This window comes from Haematospirillum jordaniae (genome assembly GCF_001611975.1).
Lineage (GTDB): Bacteria > Pseudomonadota > Alphaproteobacteria > Rhodospirillales > Rhodospirillaceae > Haematospirillum > Haematospirillum jordaniae.
This window is the reverse complement of sequence record NZ_CP014525.1, coordinates 321006-335365: the sequence shown is the minus strand read 5'-3', so window position 1 is coordinate 335365 and position 14360 is coordinate 321006. Positions and strand designations below refer to the sequence as shown.

The 14360-nt window shown below is 54.9% G+C and carries 18 protein-coding genes; 3 read left to right on the top strand and 15 right to left on the bottom strand.

What is annotated here, in order from left to right:
* Positions 1 to 39: 39 nt before the first annotated feature.
* Positions 40 to 366, top strand: coding sequence for a BolA family protein (locus tag AY555_RS01680; RefSeq protein ID WP_066136359.1), 327 nt, complete (start codon positions 40 to 42; stop codon positions 364 to 366).
* Between the two features lie 4 nt (positions 367 to 370).
* Here the strand turns inward: AY555_RS01680 and AY555_RS11475 are convergent, their stop codons facing one another.
* From AY555_RS11475 to AY555_RS01610, 13 genes are all read right to left on the bottom strand, one after another.
* Positions 371 to 937 (bottom strand): DUF2889 domain-containing protein, encoded by a 567-nt coding sequence (locus tag AY555_RS11475; protein WP_082811796.1) that lies wholly within the window; start codon positions 935 to 937, stop codon positions 371 to 373.
* A 77-nt stretch (positions 938 to 1014) separates the two neighbouring features.
* Positions 1015 to 1464, bottom strand: coding sequence for a CBS domain-containing protein (locus tag AY555_RS01670; protein ID WP_066132580.1), 450 nt, complete (start codon positions 1462 to 1464; stop codon positions 1015 to 1017).
* A 265-nt stretch (positions 1465 to 1729) separates the two neighbouring features.
* A complete protein-coding gene (locus AY555_RS01665; RefSeq protein ID WP_066132577.1) occupies positions 1730 to 1951 on the bottom strand; it encodes a hypothetical protein in 222 nt (73 codons plus the stop codon).
* A 140-nt stretch (positions 1952 to 2091) separates the two neighbouring features.
* Positions 2092 to 2496, bottom strand: coding sequence for a 50S ribosomal protein L19 (gene rplS, locus AY555_RS01660; RefSeq protein ID WP_066132574.1), 405 nt, complete (start codon positions 2494 to 2496; stop codon positions 2092 to 2094).
* A gap of 4 nt (positions 2497 to 2500) precedes the next feature.
* Complete coding sequence (gene trmD / locus AY555_RS01655; protein ID WP_066132571.1) at positions 2501 to 3250, bottom strand: tRNA (guanosine(37)-N1)-methyltransferase TrmD; 750 nt, start codon at positions 3248 to 3250, stop codon at positions 2501 to 2503.
* Positions 3250 to 3912, bottom strand: a complete 663-nt coding sequence (gene rimM, locus AY555_RS01650; protein WP_066132568.1) for a ribosome maturation factor RimM — start codon at positions 3910 to 3912, stop codon at positions 3250 to 3252. Before rimM ends, trmD begins: the two co-directional genes overlap by 1 nt.
* 22 nt (positions 3913 to 3934) lie before the next feature.
* On the bottom strand, positions 3935 to 4315 hold the full coding sequence (gene rpsP, locus AY555_RS01645; RefSeq protein WP_066132565.1) for a 30S ribosomal protein S16: 381 nt from the start codon (positions 4313 to 4315) through the stop codon (positions 3935 to 3937).
* Between the two features lie 60 nt (positions 4316 to 4375).
* Positions 4376 to 5902: a signal recognition particle protein gene (ffh, locus tag AY555_RS01640; RefSeq protein ID WP_066132562.1), complete on the bottom strand. Its 1527-nt coding sequence runs from the start codon at positions 5900 to 5902 to the stop codon at positions 4376 to 4378.
* A gap of 233 nt (positions 5903 to 6135) precedes the next feature.
* Entirely contained in the window at positions 6136 to 7431 is a 1296-nt protein-coding gene (locus tag AY555_RS01630; RefSeq protein WP_066132557.1) for an HlyC/CorC family transporter, read from the bottom strand.
* Between the two features lie 34 nt (positions 7432 to 7465).
* The gene (aroB, locus tag AY555_RS01625) at positions 7466 to 8617 is read right to left on the bottom strand and encodes a 3-dehydroquinate synthase (protein ID WP_066132555.1); all 1152 of its coding nucleotides are present in this window, start codon (positions 8615 to 8617) and stop codon (positions 7466 to 7468) included.
* Complete coding sequence (locus tag AY555_RS01620) at positions 8614 to 9198, bottom strand: shikimate kinase (protein WP_066132552.1); 585 nt, start codon at positions 9196 to 9198, stop codon at positions 8614 to 8616. The genes aroB and AY555_RS01620 overlap by 4 nt, the downstream gene beginning before the upstream one ends.
* Positions 9199 to 9650: 452 nt before the next feature.
* A complete protein-coding gene (locus AY555_RS11470) occupies positions 9651 to 10886 on the bottom strand; it encodes a ribosome-inactivating family protein (RefSeq protein WP_082811795.1) in 1236 nt (411 codons plus the stop codon).
* A gap of 9 nt (positions 10887 to 10895) precedes the next feature.
* Positions 10896 to 11237: a hypothetical protein gene (locus tag AY555_RS01610; RefSeq protein ID WP_066132546.1), complete on the bottom strand. Its 342-nt coding sequence runs from the start codon at positions 11235 to 11237 to the stop codon at positions 10896 to 10898.
* Between the two features lie 242 nt (positions 11238 to 11479).
* On the opposite strand from AY555_RS01610, the gene AY555_RS12240 reads away from it, so the two are divergent.
* Positions 11480 to 11608: a hypothetical protein gene (locus AY555_RS12240; RefSeq protein WP_280648868.1), complete on the top strand. Its 129-nt coding sequence runs from the start codon at positions 11480 to 11482 to the stop codon at positions 11606 to 11608.
* 52 nt (positions 11609 to 11660) lie between these two features.
* Positions 11661 to 12596, top strand: coding sequence for a site-specific tyrosine recombinase XerD (locus AY555_RS01605; RefSeq protein ID WP_245176934.1), 936 nt, complete (start codon positions 11661 to 11663; stop codon positions 12594 to 12596).
* A gap of 25 nt (positions 12597 to 12621) precedes the next feature.
* Here AY555_RS01605 and pssA read toward each other — a convergent pair whose 3' ends face one another.
* On the bottom strand, positions 12622 to 13470 hold the full coding sequence (gene pssA, locus AY555_RS01600) for a CDP-diacylglycerol--serine O-phosphatidyltransferase (protein WP_082811794.1): 849 nt from the start codon (positions 13468 to 13470) through the stop codon (positions 12622 to 12624).
* A 2-nt stretch (positions 13471 to 13472) separates the two neighbouring features.
* Positions 13473 to 14183, bottom strand: coding sequence for a phosphatidylserine decarboxylase (locus tag AY555_RS01595; protein ID WP_066132539.1), 711 nt, complete (start codon positions 14181 to 14183; stop codon positions 13473 to 13475).
* Positions 14184 to 14360 lie beyond the last annotated feature (177 nt).

The following is a 14360-nucleotide window of genomic DNA, read 5'->3' as shown; positions in this document are numbered from 1 at the left end:
TTCTCCGGCTTTTATTTGCCTTTTTTGTTGTGGTGTTTCATGATTTTTCGCGACCGCATACACAGCAAGCTGACCGTGGCTCTGTCTCCTGTTTTTCTGGACATCAGGGACGATTCCGCGCGCCATGCCGGTCATGCAGACCGGATTGCTGCGCTGGCCGAACGGGTTGCTGATACGGGGCATGCCCCCCTAGACGGTGGGGGCGAGACGCACTTTACGGTAACGGTTGTATCGGCTGCATTTGAGGGGAAAAGCCGCGTGGAGCGCCAGCGTTTGATTTATGCCTTGCTTGCTGACGAATTGCGGGAACGTGTTCACGCCCTTTCGATAATGGCACGTACGCCTGCAGAGGCATCCACCCTCTAGGTTTTCAGCTATTTTCTGGTGGTGTGTCCGTTTGCGGCCATTCCCGTAGAGCAACGCTTCCTTCTGCCCTCAGAGCGTAGCAGGTGTTCATCAGTGTTGGGGGAAGAGAGCGTTTCTGGTGTGTAGGTTGCTCGGGTCCTCTTCCTGCAGACATGACTGTTTGAATCGCTGTCGTTGCCAGGGGACGCAGGAGCTCTGTCAGATGGGTGCAGCCGCATGGGCCTTGCAGCAGGCTGCGAACATGTTTTTCAAATCCCTTTCCGATTGTCAGGCCTTCCAGCTTTTTGTACGCCGATGCAATGTTAGGGCATTCGTGGAATGGGGCGTGTTGTGTTATGGCCTGTGCGCGGTGGATAAGGAGACGGCTGTCGACAGTCAGGCATATCGTCATGCCGTGGAGTGGCTCTCCGGCTTTGATTGTGCCTCTGTCGCGATTGGAAAAGTCATAGGTCTTTGTGTCGTGCAAGCTGGCCTCGATATCCCAAAGGCCATCCTGGCGCAGGTATCCCAAGCATTCGATACGACGCGTATGGATCAAGGACCGTGAGGTGTCAGCGGCGCATGAAGGCATATCATATAGTCCGGTATCGGCAGGTGGTGGAGTGGAGATCCCAAGGTATATTCCCCCTCCACCGCCGGATACAGGGTTCAGCCCCCGGTGCCGTAACCGTCACCGCCGATATAGCTCTCGCAGCTCTTGATGGTACTTTCAAGTTCGCCTTGCACTACAGCGTATAAATCCCGCACGGATACGATACCCACGGCATTCCCGCGATCATCAACCACAGGAAGATGGCGGTACTTGTGTTGCCGCATCATATGCAGGGCGTCTTGGGCTTGGTCGCCAGGGCGAAGGGTATCCGGATCTGCCGTCATGACATCACCGACCTTCGTGTGGTCGGGATCCAGCTGTGCGGCCACGACACGTTTTGTAATGTCCTGCTCTGTCATAATACCTTTCAGGCGTGTACCTTCGGTAATCATGACAGCGGCAACACCTTTCTCCGCCATCAGGCGTGCTGCGTCGCGTACAGAGAGAGAGGAGGATACGATAGCCAGCGTTTGTTCGTTGATAACATCAGGTACAATTCTGGGCATGGACTTGTCTCTCCATCTTGTTTCCTGTCTCCGCTTCGCCTGATGGCGAGGGTGTACGGGGACGGGATCCGTGCCTTGATGTGCAATCATAGAGGGAGAAGTGGTCAAGCCACAACACTAACATTTCATCCGAAATGTGTCTTCTCGAAGAATGAGCGCCAGCATACGGTTTATGTGTCGCAGGAGGCTAGATTGCAGATGGACTGCGTTCTTCGATTATTTTTCCGGGACAGAGATTTCAACACCGCTCCGGCCACTGGGTAGGTCAAACCCAATCCAAGTTAAAGGCGCTGACAATGTCGTTATTATCTTCATCCTGTTCTTCAGACGTTTCTGCCAGAACAGGTGTGGTCGCAAAAACTTGGGCTCGTGACAGCAAACTTGCGCTGACCACGATATTGGACACCAAGTATTGGTTCCCGTTATGGGCCGGGCTGACAAGGATCGCCGGGCTATCTTCCGGCCATTCTGCAATTATTTGAGCCATAGAAACACCTTTCCCTGCCGGCCGAACAAACCGCCGGTATGCATAGAGACAATCGTGATGATCAGGAAAGCAGCCCCCGGGAGTTTTGCCTCCCGGAGTCTCCTGTTTTTCCCGGGATTATCCGGGAAGGCTACGGGGTATCAACCCTTGGCAGCCTCGGCCTCAGCTTCGCGAGCCTTTACGTTGGCTGCAATATCTTCGGCAATACGTGCCGCACGACCGCGACGGTCACGCAGGTAGTACAGTTTTGCCCGGCGCACCTTGCCGCGGCGAACCAGTTCGATGCGATCAACAGCAGGCGCATACAGAGGGAACACACGCTCCACGCCTTCCCCGAAAGAAATCTTCCGAACGGTAAAGTTGGAGTTGATACCTGCATTCTTGCGTGCGATCACAACGCCCTCGTACGCCTGCAGGCGTTCACGGGTGCCTTCGACCACCTTTACATACACGCGAACGGTATCGCCCGGGGTAAAGGCCGGAATTTTCTTGCCTTCAGTCAGTTTGGCAATCTGTTCCTGGTCAAGTTGCTCAATAATGTTCATGGAACTAACCCTCTTGCTCTTGCTTCTGTGCACAATACCGTTCCCACAAATCAGGACGGCGGTGCCGGGTAATGCATTCCGACTGAACGAGCCGCCATTGGGCAACCCGCGCATGGTGCCCCGAAAGCAGAACCTCCGGGACAACCCGGCCTTTCCAGTCGGCAGGCCGGGTATAGAGTGGGTACTCTAGGAGCCCCCGCTCGAAACTTTCTTCTTCCAGCGACTCCGTTTTTCCAACGACGCCGGGTAACAAGCGAACAACAGCGTCAACCAAGGCCATGGCTGCGATCTCTCCCCCGGTCAGGACAAAGTCACCCAAGCTGACTTCCTCCATGTCCCAAGCATCAATCACCCTTTGGTCTACCCCTTCATACCGTCCGCAGAGGAGCGTCAGGGCAGGCTCAGCGGCCAGTTCCTTGGCTAGAGCCTGGTTCAGGAGCTTTCCCCTGGGTGACAGGTACAGAAGGCGCCCGGGGCGAGGCTTTACAGCCCCAAGGGCGGCATCAATGACATCGGGTTTCATAACCATGCCGGCTCCCCCACCAAAGGGGGCGTCGTCCACCGAGCGGTGTTTATCGCTCGCGAAGGCGCGGATGTCCACTGTTTCCAGAGACCAGACTTCATCTGCCAAGGCCTTTCCGAGAAGGGAAAGGCCCAGAGGCCCCGGAAACATCTCGGGAAAGAGGGTCAGAATCCGGACAGAAAAAGGAGCCTGATTGCCCTTCGCATACGCAGTATCAGCACCCGCATCCATCAATGCCAGTCCTCGTCTGGCCACTCATCCGTGCGAATCACGGACTCGTTATCACGAATCGGGGGCTTCTTTTTCCCCCGTGAAGGGGGGGCTTGGGAATCGACCGCTGGGCCTACCGGTGCCTCCAGAAGACTAGGGACTGGGTTTACAACAATGCGCCCCGAGGCAATATCCACGATTGGCACAGTTTCACGGGTAAATGGGATCATGGCGGCCCCGCCCGTGTCGCCCCGAATTTCAAGGACATCTCCGGCGCCAAAATCATACAGGGCGCCAACAGTCCCGACCTTGGTGCCATCCGGAAAGAAAATGGGTAGTCCAAGCAAGTCAGAGTGGTAAAATTCTTCTTCGTGATCCGGACAGGGCAGGGCATCACGGTTGACGTACAGCTTCTGCCCTTTCAGGGCATCGACAGCCGAACGATCATTGACGCCCTCGATCCGGCACAGAATAGAACCTTTTGCCCTGCCGGTAATGTCCAGGTCAAAAACCCGGGAACCGCTGAGGTCGGTCAGGGGGCCATAGGCCCCCAGATCTTCGGGCGTTGCTGTAAAGGATTTGACCTTCACAAGGCCACGTACGCCATGTGCGCCCACAATGATACCAACGCATATGCGTTGGGTGGATCCATCGTTGGCAGAATGCACAGGTTCCCGGGTCATGACCGCAAAATCCTCGGCCGTCTTATTCTGAGGCGGCTTCAGCAGCAGCGGCTTCGGCAGCAGCCTTGGCGCGCTCCTCAGCCATGCGCAGGCGTTCCTGAGCCTTGGCACGGGGCTGGTTCTTCTTGGTCTGAGCCGGGATGGCAGGGGTCTTCACAACGCCGGCCAAGCCAAGGATGCGCTCGACACGGTCGGATGGAACCGCGCCCTTTGCAATCCACTGCCGGGTTACTTCATCCTGCACGCGGATGCGATCGGGATGATCGGCCGGGAGCCTTGGGTCATAGGTGCCGATCTTCTCGATGAAGCGGCCATCACGCGGTGCGCGGGAATCAGCGACAACAATGCGGTAGAACGGTTTTTTCTTGGCACCACCACGGGCCAGGCGAATACGAAGGGACATATGTGTTTCCTCAAGACAGTTGGTACGGGGTTGTGCTGGTGTGCATAACCCAAGTCAGCCTCAGCGTTTCTTGCCACCTTTACGTGACATGGAACGCAGAAGATCAGGGGGAAGCTTCCCCGGTAGCCCGGGCATTGCGCCCGGAAATCCCGGCGGGAGCCCACCGGAGAATTGAGACAGATCAGGAAGCGCATTGGATTGGCCGGTCGGATCGGCTTCAGCAGGCAGTGAACCTTTGCCAAACAGGCCGCCAAGGGCTCCCATCAGGCCTTTCTTGCCCCCCATTTTCCGCATCTGCTTCATCATGTCAGCCATTTGCTGATACTGCTTCAGCAGGCGATTGACATCGGCAACGGTAACCCCGGCTCCGGCCGCAATTCGTCGTTTCCGGCTTGCTTTCAGAAGGTCTGGTTTGCGCCGTTCCGTCGGGGTCATGGAGAGGATAATGGCTTCCTGCCGGGCAACCATGGTGTCGCTGATGTTGGCATTCTCGATTTGCTTTTTCATTTTCGAGATGCCGGGCATCAGACCAAGAAGCCCTTTGACGTCTCCCATCTTCCGGATCTGGCGGATCTGGCCCAGCATGTCGGCCAGATCAAACTTGCCCTCCATCATCCGGGTGGCCAGCTTCTCGGCTTCGTCCTGATCCAGCGATATGGCAGCTTTTTCGACCAAGGCCACAACATCGCCCATTCCCAGAATGCGGGAGGCGATGCGATCCGGGTGGAAATCATCCAAGGCATCGAGCTTTTCGCCGACGCCGATCAGTTTGATGGGGCAGCCAGTGACCGCACGCATTGAAAGGGCTGCCCCCCCACGGGAGTCCCCGTCCATGCGGGTCAGGACAATGCCCGTAACGCCAACCTTTTCATTGAATTCGCGGGCCAAGGTAACGGCGTCTTGGCCAATCATTGCATCTGTGACCAGAAGTGTTTCTGCCGGGGTTGTTATGTCCCGTACGGCAGCGACTTCAGCCATCAGCTCATTGTCAATGTGCAGCCTGCCAGCAGTATCAAGGATTACAACATCATAACCGCCCTTGCGGGCCTCGCCCATGGCCCGTGCTGCAATCGCCTCCGGCATTTCACCGACAATGACCGGCAGGGTGTCAACGCCGGTTTGCTCCCCCAGAATGCCCAGCTGCTGTTGTGCTGCCGGACGGTATACATCCAGCGAGGCAAGCAGGACTTTCTTTCGCTCACGAGTCTTGAGGCGCAGGGCAATTTTCGCCGATGTTGTTGTTTTTCCTGATCCTTGCAGGCCAACCATCAAAATGGGCACGGGCGGTGTGCGGTGGATGTTCAGGCCATTATCGCCTTTTCCACCCCCGAGCATGTCAACAAGGGCATCGTTGACAATTTTGACAACCATTTGCCCAGGGGTAACAGAGCGGATGACCTCTTGCCCGATCGCCCGTTCTTGTACGGCAGTAATGAAATCCTTGACGACGGGGAGGGCAACATCCGCCTCCAGAAGCGCGACTCGAACCTCCCGCATTGCATCAAGAACATCCTTCTCGCCAAGCGCACCGCGCCCGCGAAGTTTGTCAAAGATGGTTCCCAAGCGTTGTGACAGGCTGTCAAACATTCTTCTTTTCGTTTCCTTTCTCTCGCTCTGCCTTGTGTTCCAAGCTATGCCGGAGGATCTTCCTGTTACACAACAGAAAGCGCGCCAGTGCGCGTATTTTCGCGGACTGACGGACCCCCTCGGGAGAAAAAGGAACCCGAAGCAGAGAGAAACCGGTATTTGCCGGTCCGGGCTTCATACGCTGTACAACCCGGTAAGTCAAGATTTCGCGTTATCCACAGATGTGGGCGCTGTTACCCATGGCCTGAATCCGGTTTGGCGGGCTTATCCGGGGTCATGCGGACCAGTACGATCTGGTTCCGCTGCCGTTCAACAACTTCGAAGCGGAAGCCATGGAACCGGAATACCTGGCCTTGTTCCGGTATGGACCGGGTTTCATGCAGCAGAAGCCCGGCTAGGGTTGCTGCCTCTTCATCCGGCAGGGACCAGTCAAACTGACGGTTCAGGTCGCGGATGGTAACATCGCCGTTGATCAGCCAGGTTCCACCTTCTTCCTGACATATGCCGTAGGCAGGTTCATCGTGTTCGTCTGCAATGTCGCCGACAATTTCCTCCAGGATATCCTCCAAGGTCACAATGCCTTGCAGGGCACCGTATTCATCGACAACAAGGGCAAAGTGCTCCCGGCGCTGGCGAAAGGCTTGCAGCTGGTCCAGAAGGTTGGTGGAGTCCGGTATAAACCAGGGGCTGGATGCAATATCGTCGAGTTTGAGCTGGTTGGGGGTATTGAAATTGGCCCGTACGGCCCGCAGAAGATCCTTTGCGTGGAGGATACCGATAATGTTATCCGGGCGCTCGCGCCAGAGCGGAATCCGTGTGTGCGGACTGGTCAATACTTGGTCAACGATGACATCAACCGGCTGGTCTGCATCAATCGTCATAAGATTACGCCGGTGCACCATAATCTCGCTGACTTCGACGTCAGCCAGGTCCAGAACGCTTTTCAGCATGGCGCGTTCGTGCCGGACATCGTGATCTTGGCTGGCTATGGCCTCGGTGTGTAGATCAATGGCCCCTCGCAGTTCCGCAAGCAGAAGGTCTGCAGATTGATGCCCCGCCGAGCTGGCGCCGAAAAAGCGCAGGGTCAGGCTGACGACAGCCTGTAGCAAGCTGACAATCGGGTGAAGAAGCCAGACAAGAATGCTCATGATGCGGGCCACGCGCAGGGCCGTTGCCGTAGTGTGCATCAAGGCCAGAGTTTTGGGTAGAATTTCCCCGAAAATAAGCAACAAGGCTGTCATGACGGCTGTGGCATAGGCGACGCCGGCATCACCGAACAGGTTGATCATGATGCTGGTTGCTAGGGCAGAGGCAAGAATATTGACTAGGTTGTTGCCCAGCAAAATAGTACCGATCAGCCGTTCCCTTTTTGCCAGTAAGCGGTTTACAAGACCGGCACTGGGGTCATTGTCTTCTTTTTCCAGGGCATGCATCAGGGGGCGCGATGCGGCGGTCAGGGCTGTTTCCGAACAGGAAAACAGGGCCGAAAGCAGCAAAAGAAACAGGATGATGATCAAGGTTGTAATCATGGTCTATGCCCGCACGGGCCTTTCCAGTTTGTTTTCAGGGACCAGTAATGGTACTTCGGGCAGAGGTCAGCGCCTGTTGCAGGATACCCGAAACATCGGCAGGCACAACATCCCGGCACAGGAAAGCCTGCCCAATTCCACGTGACAGGACGAAAGTCACGGTGCCATCCTTGGCTTTCTTGTCTGATGCCATGTACTCGACAAGGCGGTCTGCATCCAGCGGGCATTCCTTATGGAGCGGGGGTGCAACTGGCAGGCCAAGTGTTTGGAAGTGATGGCGGATCCTGTCAGTATCGGTGGGTTGGCACAGTCCCATGCGTGCCGAGAGGTCAAAGGCCATAATCATGCCAATCGCCACAGCTTCGCCATGCAGCAGGGTGCCGTCATAGTTGTATGCACGCTCCAAGGCATGACCGAATGTATGTCCAAGATTCAGGAGGGCGCGTACACCGCTTTCGCGTTCGTCTGCACCGACAAGTCTAGCCTTGGCCACGCAGCTGGTATGGATGGCTTGTGCCAGTGCCGCTGTATCCAGTGATAGCACAGCAGGCCCATTGTCTTCCAGCCAGTGCCAGAATGTGGCATCGTCGATCAGCCCGTATTTGGCAACTTCCGCATAGCCGGCCAGACGCTCCCGTGCGGGCAGGGTGGACAAGGTGTCCGTATCTGTGATGACCCTGAGCGGTTGGTGAAAGGCCCCGACCAGATTCTTTCCGTGCGCGGTGTTGATGCCCGTTTTACCCCCTACGGAACTGTCAACCTGGGCCAGAAGGGTCGTTGGGATCTGAACGAAATCAATGCCCCGAAGCAACGTTGCGGCAGCAAAGCCAGCTATATCGCCGACGACACCACCCCCTAGGGCTATGACCAGGGAAGAGCGCTCGCAGTGGTTGGCGAGCATTTGTTCTTGTAAAGCCTGCAGGGTCTGGAACGTTTTGCTGTGCTCACCGGGGTGCAGAATGGCTTGCCCGGTGCGGAACCCGCTCTCTGCCAAGCTGTGTTGCAGGGTATCTAGGTAAAGGGGAGCAACATTCTGATCTGTGACAATAAAGGCGTGGCGCCCCTTGGTTATTTCAGCGGTCAATCTGCCCGCCTGTGCCAGCAGCCCGTGACCAATCAGGATGTCGTAGGACCGTGGACCAAGATCAACAGTCAAATGACGGTACATTTCCGGGGCAGGCATCATTCAGAATCCATGACAGAGCCGTGGGTGAAGTGGGCAAGTGCCCTGCGAATGCGGCGACAGGTCGTGCCGGGAGATTCGTCCCTAGCCTCGATGACGATGTCAGCGCTGGCGTATATGGGGTAGCGTTCTCGTATCAGGCGTTCCAGTGTTTCACGCAGATTACCTTGGTTCAGCAGCGGGCGGTGTATACGCCCTGTTGTGCGTGAAACCAGCAGATCCAGCTCCGCCCGTAGCCATATTGACACGGCACGATGGGTGATAAGGTCGCGTGTTTCCTCGGCCAAGAAGGCTCCGCCGCCTGTTGCCAGAACGCACGGGGCACCATTTAGGAGGCGGGCAATCACCTTGGCTTCTCCGGCCCGGAAATCCGCTTCACCAAACTGTGAGAACAGGTCATTTATGGTACAGCCGGCCGCTTTTTCCACTTCGGCATCAGAGTCATGAAATGGCAGGCTCAGCTGCTTGGCCAGTCTTCTCCCGACCACGCTTTTCCCGGCTCCCATCAAGCCAACAAGCACGAGGCTGCGCGAGGGGGAGGGGCACTTCGATTGAGTGGGGGCTTGGTTCGGGGCGTGCGACATTGATAAAATTTGTATTCTTGACTGAGATTTCCGCATTGTTTCCGGGTTTGCGGCGTAGGGCAAGGGGCAACCGTGCCAAGCATGCATGCTGGTAGTTAGTGGAGTGCAGCCTGTTCACGTATTAGCTCGCTTATATTCTACAAGCGGCTTTCCTTCAGGCGGCATTCAGTGCGGCTGCACGGCCGTGGGCAGTTGGTCTTGGTGGGTGCAGCAGTGTTCCAGTGTAGCTTTTGCCTTTGGTTCTCAAAGTGTTATGCATGAGAGAACACCAAAGAGATGTCCCATGGTGTTTTCTTTTTATCTATCGGAAGTACGTCTGTAATCCACTGGCCTCTTTGACATCAGGGGGTCAAGTCATATTGTTCGACTTTAGGCAATCTGTTCCTGGAGCATTCTTGCCAAGACCATAATATACATTGTTATTTCCATGATTATGAGGTGACTTTGCTTCTTCAGTAAGTCGAGATCGCTGATTCCAGAACAGCATATCCAGTGCTGCGATCGAAGAATGTACTGCCAATTTGCAGGAGCAGCTTCTCGCATTCGCCTTTTAATTCCAAGGGAGGCGCTTCAAGAGAGCTTACGTCACGACGTTGGCGATGTGAACAACTGCCTGCGTCCGGAACAACCCATCGTGGAGTTAGTGCAACCGCCAAAATAGCTCCCCAGCTTTGCAGGTGGTTGTTGATGTCCTCCAAGCTTGAAGTAACCCATATTCTTGGCTCTTCCGAGGGACGTCGCCGTCCCCTGAGTTCCATTCTCTGGGATATGTTGTCAGAGTCCGTATCACTACTGCGTAGTGTTGTTCTCGATCCAAACTCCGTCAGACTCCTCCAGTTATTTGTAATAACGGCAGCCCGATAGTCGACGGTCCATGAATATCCCTCATCGAGGCGTGCTTCATGTATCCTGTTTGAAATGTCGTGGAAACGCATCCCTTCAAAATAGGCAACAACAATGCGCAGGAGCGACATGGCGATTTCTGCATCGGCCTCATGATCATGGGGTGTTCCATCATACTCAGACAGAATCACAACGGACTGCCTTAAAGTTCGCATGGATACCCTGATGCTGTTGGGCTGGATGCCATCGTATTGATCATGGATTTGCCCGTATCGAGAAAGTCCTGCTACCCGTTCGATGTCTGGATAATCATAAGAAAATGGCAAGTCGACAGTTCTTGTGCTGGGCCAAGTCTGAGTTGATGGCATTGACTCCCTAGAGCCCGGACGCAGTTCCCGCATTCTGAAAAAAACACGCCTTCCCGGTGGTCCATTAATGAAGCCCAGAACGTAAAGATCCCTGTCACGAACAACCAAGCTTACAGAATTCCCTGTGGGGGTCCTGTTGTCTCTATCCAGATTAATGAAATCTACTAAAGACCGGCCATTGCTGATGCGCGTGTATCGCAATGACCCGGGGGCGTAGGGAGGTATCCGTGATCCCGATGGATAAGATGATGCGGCATTTTCTGCGGTTTCCCCCGTCAATGCTGAGCGTAATCTAGTAATTTCTTCGAGGTAGGTGTGACGATCATCGTTGCTGTCAGTAGGTGATGCATGACGCAGATAGACGACGTGGGGCTTCGTTTGCGCCGCTGCAGGCAGCGATGCAAAGGCGCAAATAATAGATGATAATAATAAAAATAACCTATAATTATTTTTATTTATAAATGTTTGTAATTTCATGCAAAAACCTCAATCAGAAAGAAGTGTTAGGCTCTTTATGGTCTGTTTTTCGCAGTCACTAGAATAATCAGCCTCGCCGCGTACTTTGATTCCTGTAGCCAAGGCCAAGGACAGCATCTTGTGCATACCTTTTGTCCCATCGTAATTAATTCCGCTATTTATTGTGCCGTATTTAAAATCCCTTCCATTTGTTGATCCTGTTGTTGAAAAATGAACGTCATAATTATCATGAACTTTTACCAAGGTGACTCTTGCATTATCAAAACATACAGCAGGGCCTCTAGCTTTCGCGTCGTTGTTCATTGTGTATGAGATAAAAATAGTGGACATGATGGCTATAGCTTTTTTCATATTTTTTCGTTCCTTGAATTAAAAAAACAGAAACGAAAAAATACACTCGTGTATACGCGTCTGGAAATATCATCATGATGTAATTAGAGTGAGTTTTTCTCATCTTTAGTGAGGTGCATTGTATCCCGCGGGGCCCGGGCGGAAAAAGTGAGTAGGCGTGCAGAGCCTGACAGTCTAGACTGCCGCGGTCTTGCGCGTAGGCGAGCTATAGATGTGGGTTGTGATCATAGAAGAGTGTGGTGATGCGTTTTCTCTTGGCTGTCTTGTTGTTGTCCTTGGTGGGTGGTGCTGTTTTCCTGGCTACATGGGATATGCCTCCCCCGCGTGTTTCTTTCGAGAAGGTTGTGCGCTCTGAACGTGTGGCAGGGTAGACGTGTGGGCAACTTGTTTTGCCTGACCTGTATGTGTGGGGGAGAGTAAGGAGTGGGCGCGCAAGGCCTTCACCACATTGAATCTTTTCTGGAAATGATGGCGGTAGAACGCGGTGCAAGCCTGCGGACGCTGGAGGCGTATCGCCGGGATTTGTTGGATATGGCTGAGCATTGCCCGCATGTGAATGTGGCAGCTTTGTCTGAGGCTGATCTGCGCCGCTATGTTCGCTCCTTGGATGAACGGGCGATGTCTCCGCGCACGGCATCACGTCGTCTTTCAACATTGCGTCAGTTTTTTGGTTTTCTTCTGGTGGAAGACATCAGGCGAGATGATCCAACCACAAATCTTGATAATCCTCGCTTGGGGCGCATGTTGCCACGATTCTTGTCCGAGCAAGAGGTTTCACGTCTTCTGGATGCAGCCCGGATGTCTTCCGGTTTTGCAGGGATACGGAGCACGGCCCTTCTCGAGATTCTTTACGCCACTGGTATTCGTGTGTCAGAGCTTGTCGGGCTTCCGCTTGCTGCTGTTGCGCGGGATCAGGAAAGCCTGCGGGTGATGGGAAAAGGATCCCGGGAGCGTCTTGTCCCCCTTACACGGTCAGCGCGCAGTGCCATCCGGGATTGGTTGCCTGTGCGTGAACATGATCTGCAGAAAGCAAAGAAAGACAGCCGCTGGCTTTTTCCTTCTACAGGAAAGAGCGGGCACCTGACCCGCGATGGCTTTTTCCGTATCCTGCGTGAAATCACAAAGACAGCAGGCATGGACCCGGCCCGTGTATCACCTCACGTTTTGCGGCACTCGTTTGCAACCCATCTTCTGGCCCGTGATGCTGATTTGCGAAGCGTGCAGCAGATGCTGGGGCATCGGGACATTGCAACAACCGAGATCTATACCCATGTGATGGAACAGCGTCTGCACGACGTTGTGATCCGTGCCCATCCCCTTGCCCGCAAAACGGCTGATTCATCAGGTGAAGAGACCTGAGCCAGTTCTGCGGGCTGGGTTTGTTTCAATGCAAGGGGCGGTCTGTTACTTGCTGTACGCCCTGCTCCGGATCTTCCGGGTTTGTGTGGTTTCCGTTTGGTGTTTCGTTCGAGCTTCCTGTCAGGGCACGTTTCTCAAGGCGGAGGAAAGATGAGCGCGCAAAGGGAATGCTTCCCAGATAAATCAGCCCCACTATGCCTAATGTTGACCACGGTTCCGTCACCAAGAATGTTGCTAGCAGGCCGATCCCAATCATGAAAGGCAGAACCCAGCGGGTTGGGATGCGGAACCGCTTCATGGAATAGGTTGGGATCCGGCTGACCATCAGAAACGATACGCCGAGCATGTACGGGCCAACCAGCCACGGGCTGGAAAACACACCCCCCTCAAATTCAAAGGACATGACCATGGGCAGGACGCCAAGGAAGGCCGCTGCCGGCGCCGGAGTGCCAACAAAGTAGTTATGTGCGTACGATGGAAGGTCCGGCTCACCCAGCATGGTGTTGAACCGTGCAAGACGCAAGGCCATGCACAGGGCAAAAAGGACACAGATGGCCCACCCGATACCGCCGGCGCTGCTCATGCTCCACATATACAGCAGAACAGCTGGTGCAACGCCGAAGCTGACCACATCTGAAAGGCTGTCCAGCTCGGCACCGAATTTGGATGTGGATTGCAGCATCCTAGCTACGCGGCCGTCTATACCGTCAAAGACAGCGGCAAAGAATATGGCAATGACAGCGTGACCGAATTCACCGCGCAGGCCGTAGCGTATAGATGTCAATCCTGCTGACAGGGCCAGCAGGGTAATCAGGTTCGGCAGCATTTTGTTGAACGACAGGCTTTGCAAGCGTGCCGTATGGTGCAGCGGCATGATTATAAAGCCTTTCCTTCACGGGCTGGTTCGTCTGCTGTCAGATCGGCCAGCACGGTTTCACCAGATACGCAAACCTGACCAAGGACCACCAAGGGGTTGGTGCCGGGAGGCAGATAAATGTCCAGACGTGACCCAAAGCGAATTAGGCCAAAACGATCACCGGTCTGGCAAGTCTGGCCCTCATGCACATCGCAGCGAATGCGCCGCGCAATCAGCCCGGCAATCTGTACGACACCATATTCCCGGCCATCGGGCAGGGCGATGCGTAGCCCGTTACGCTCGTTGTCTTCGCTGGCCTTGTCCAGTGTGGCATTTACGAATCGTCCCGGTTTGTAAACCACAGAGCGTATTTCACCCGCGCACGGGATCCGGTTGACGTGGCAGTCAAACACGCTCATGAAGACGGATACGCGTGTGACCGCTGTATCACCCAATCCCAGTTCAGGGGGGGGGGCCATTTCCCCGATCATTTGTACCACACCGCTGGCCGGGCTGATCATAAGTCCGGGGCGGGTCGGCACGTAGCGCACTGGATCGCGGAAGAAGAAAAAGCACCACACTGTACCAACCAAGCCGATCAGGCCGCCAGGCCACCCTGTCAGCAGGTACAGGACAAGAGCCAGAGCTGCGAAGACGGCAAGAAAACGAGGCCCCTCCTCATGTAGAGGGGGCATCAGGAAGCGGCTCCAGGGGACGTCGACAGATTTCACGATCAACCTTCTTGCAATGGACAACACAGCACCGCAAGCAACCAAGGGTACCTATGCGGCCCGGCCAGAATAGACCTCTCTTGTCATGATAGGAAGTACAGTGTTTCCCAGCAGTGAATCTGAGCGTTTGAGTATAGCCCTCTTCTGTCGGGGGTGCCATCATAGGCTTGTAGGGCC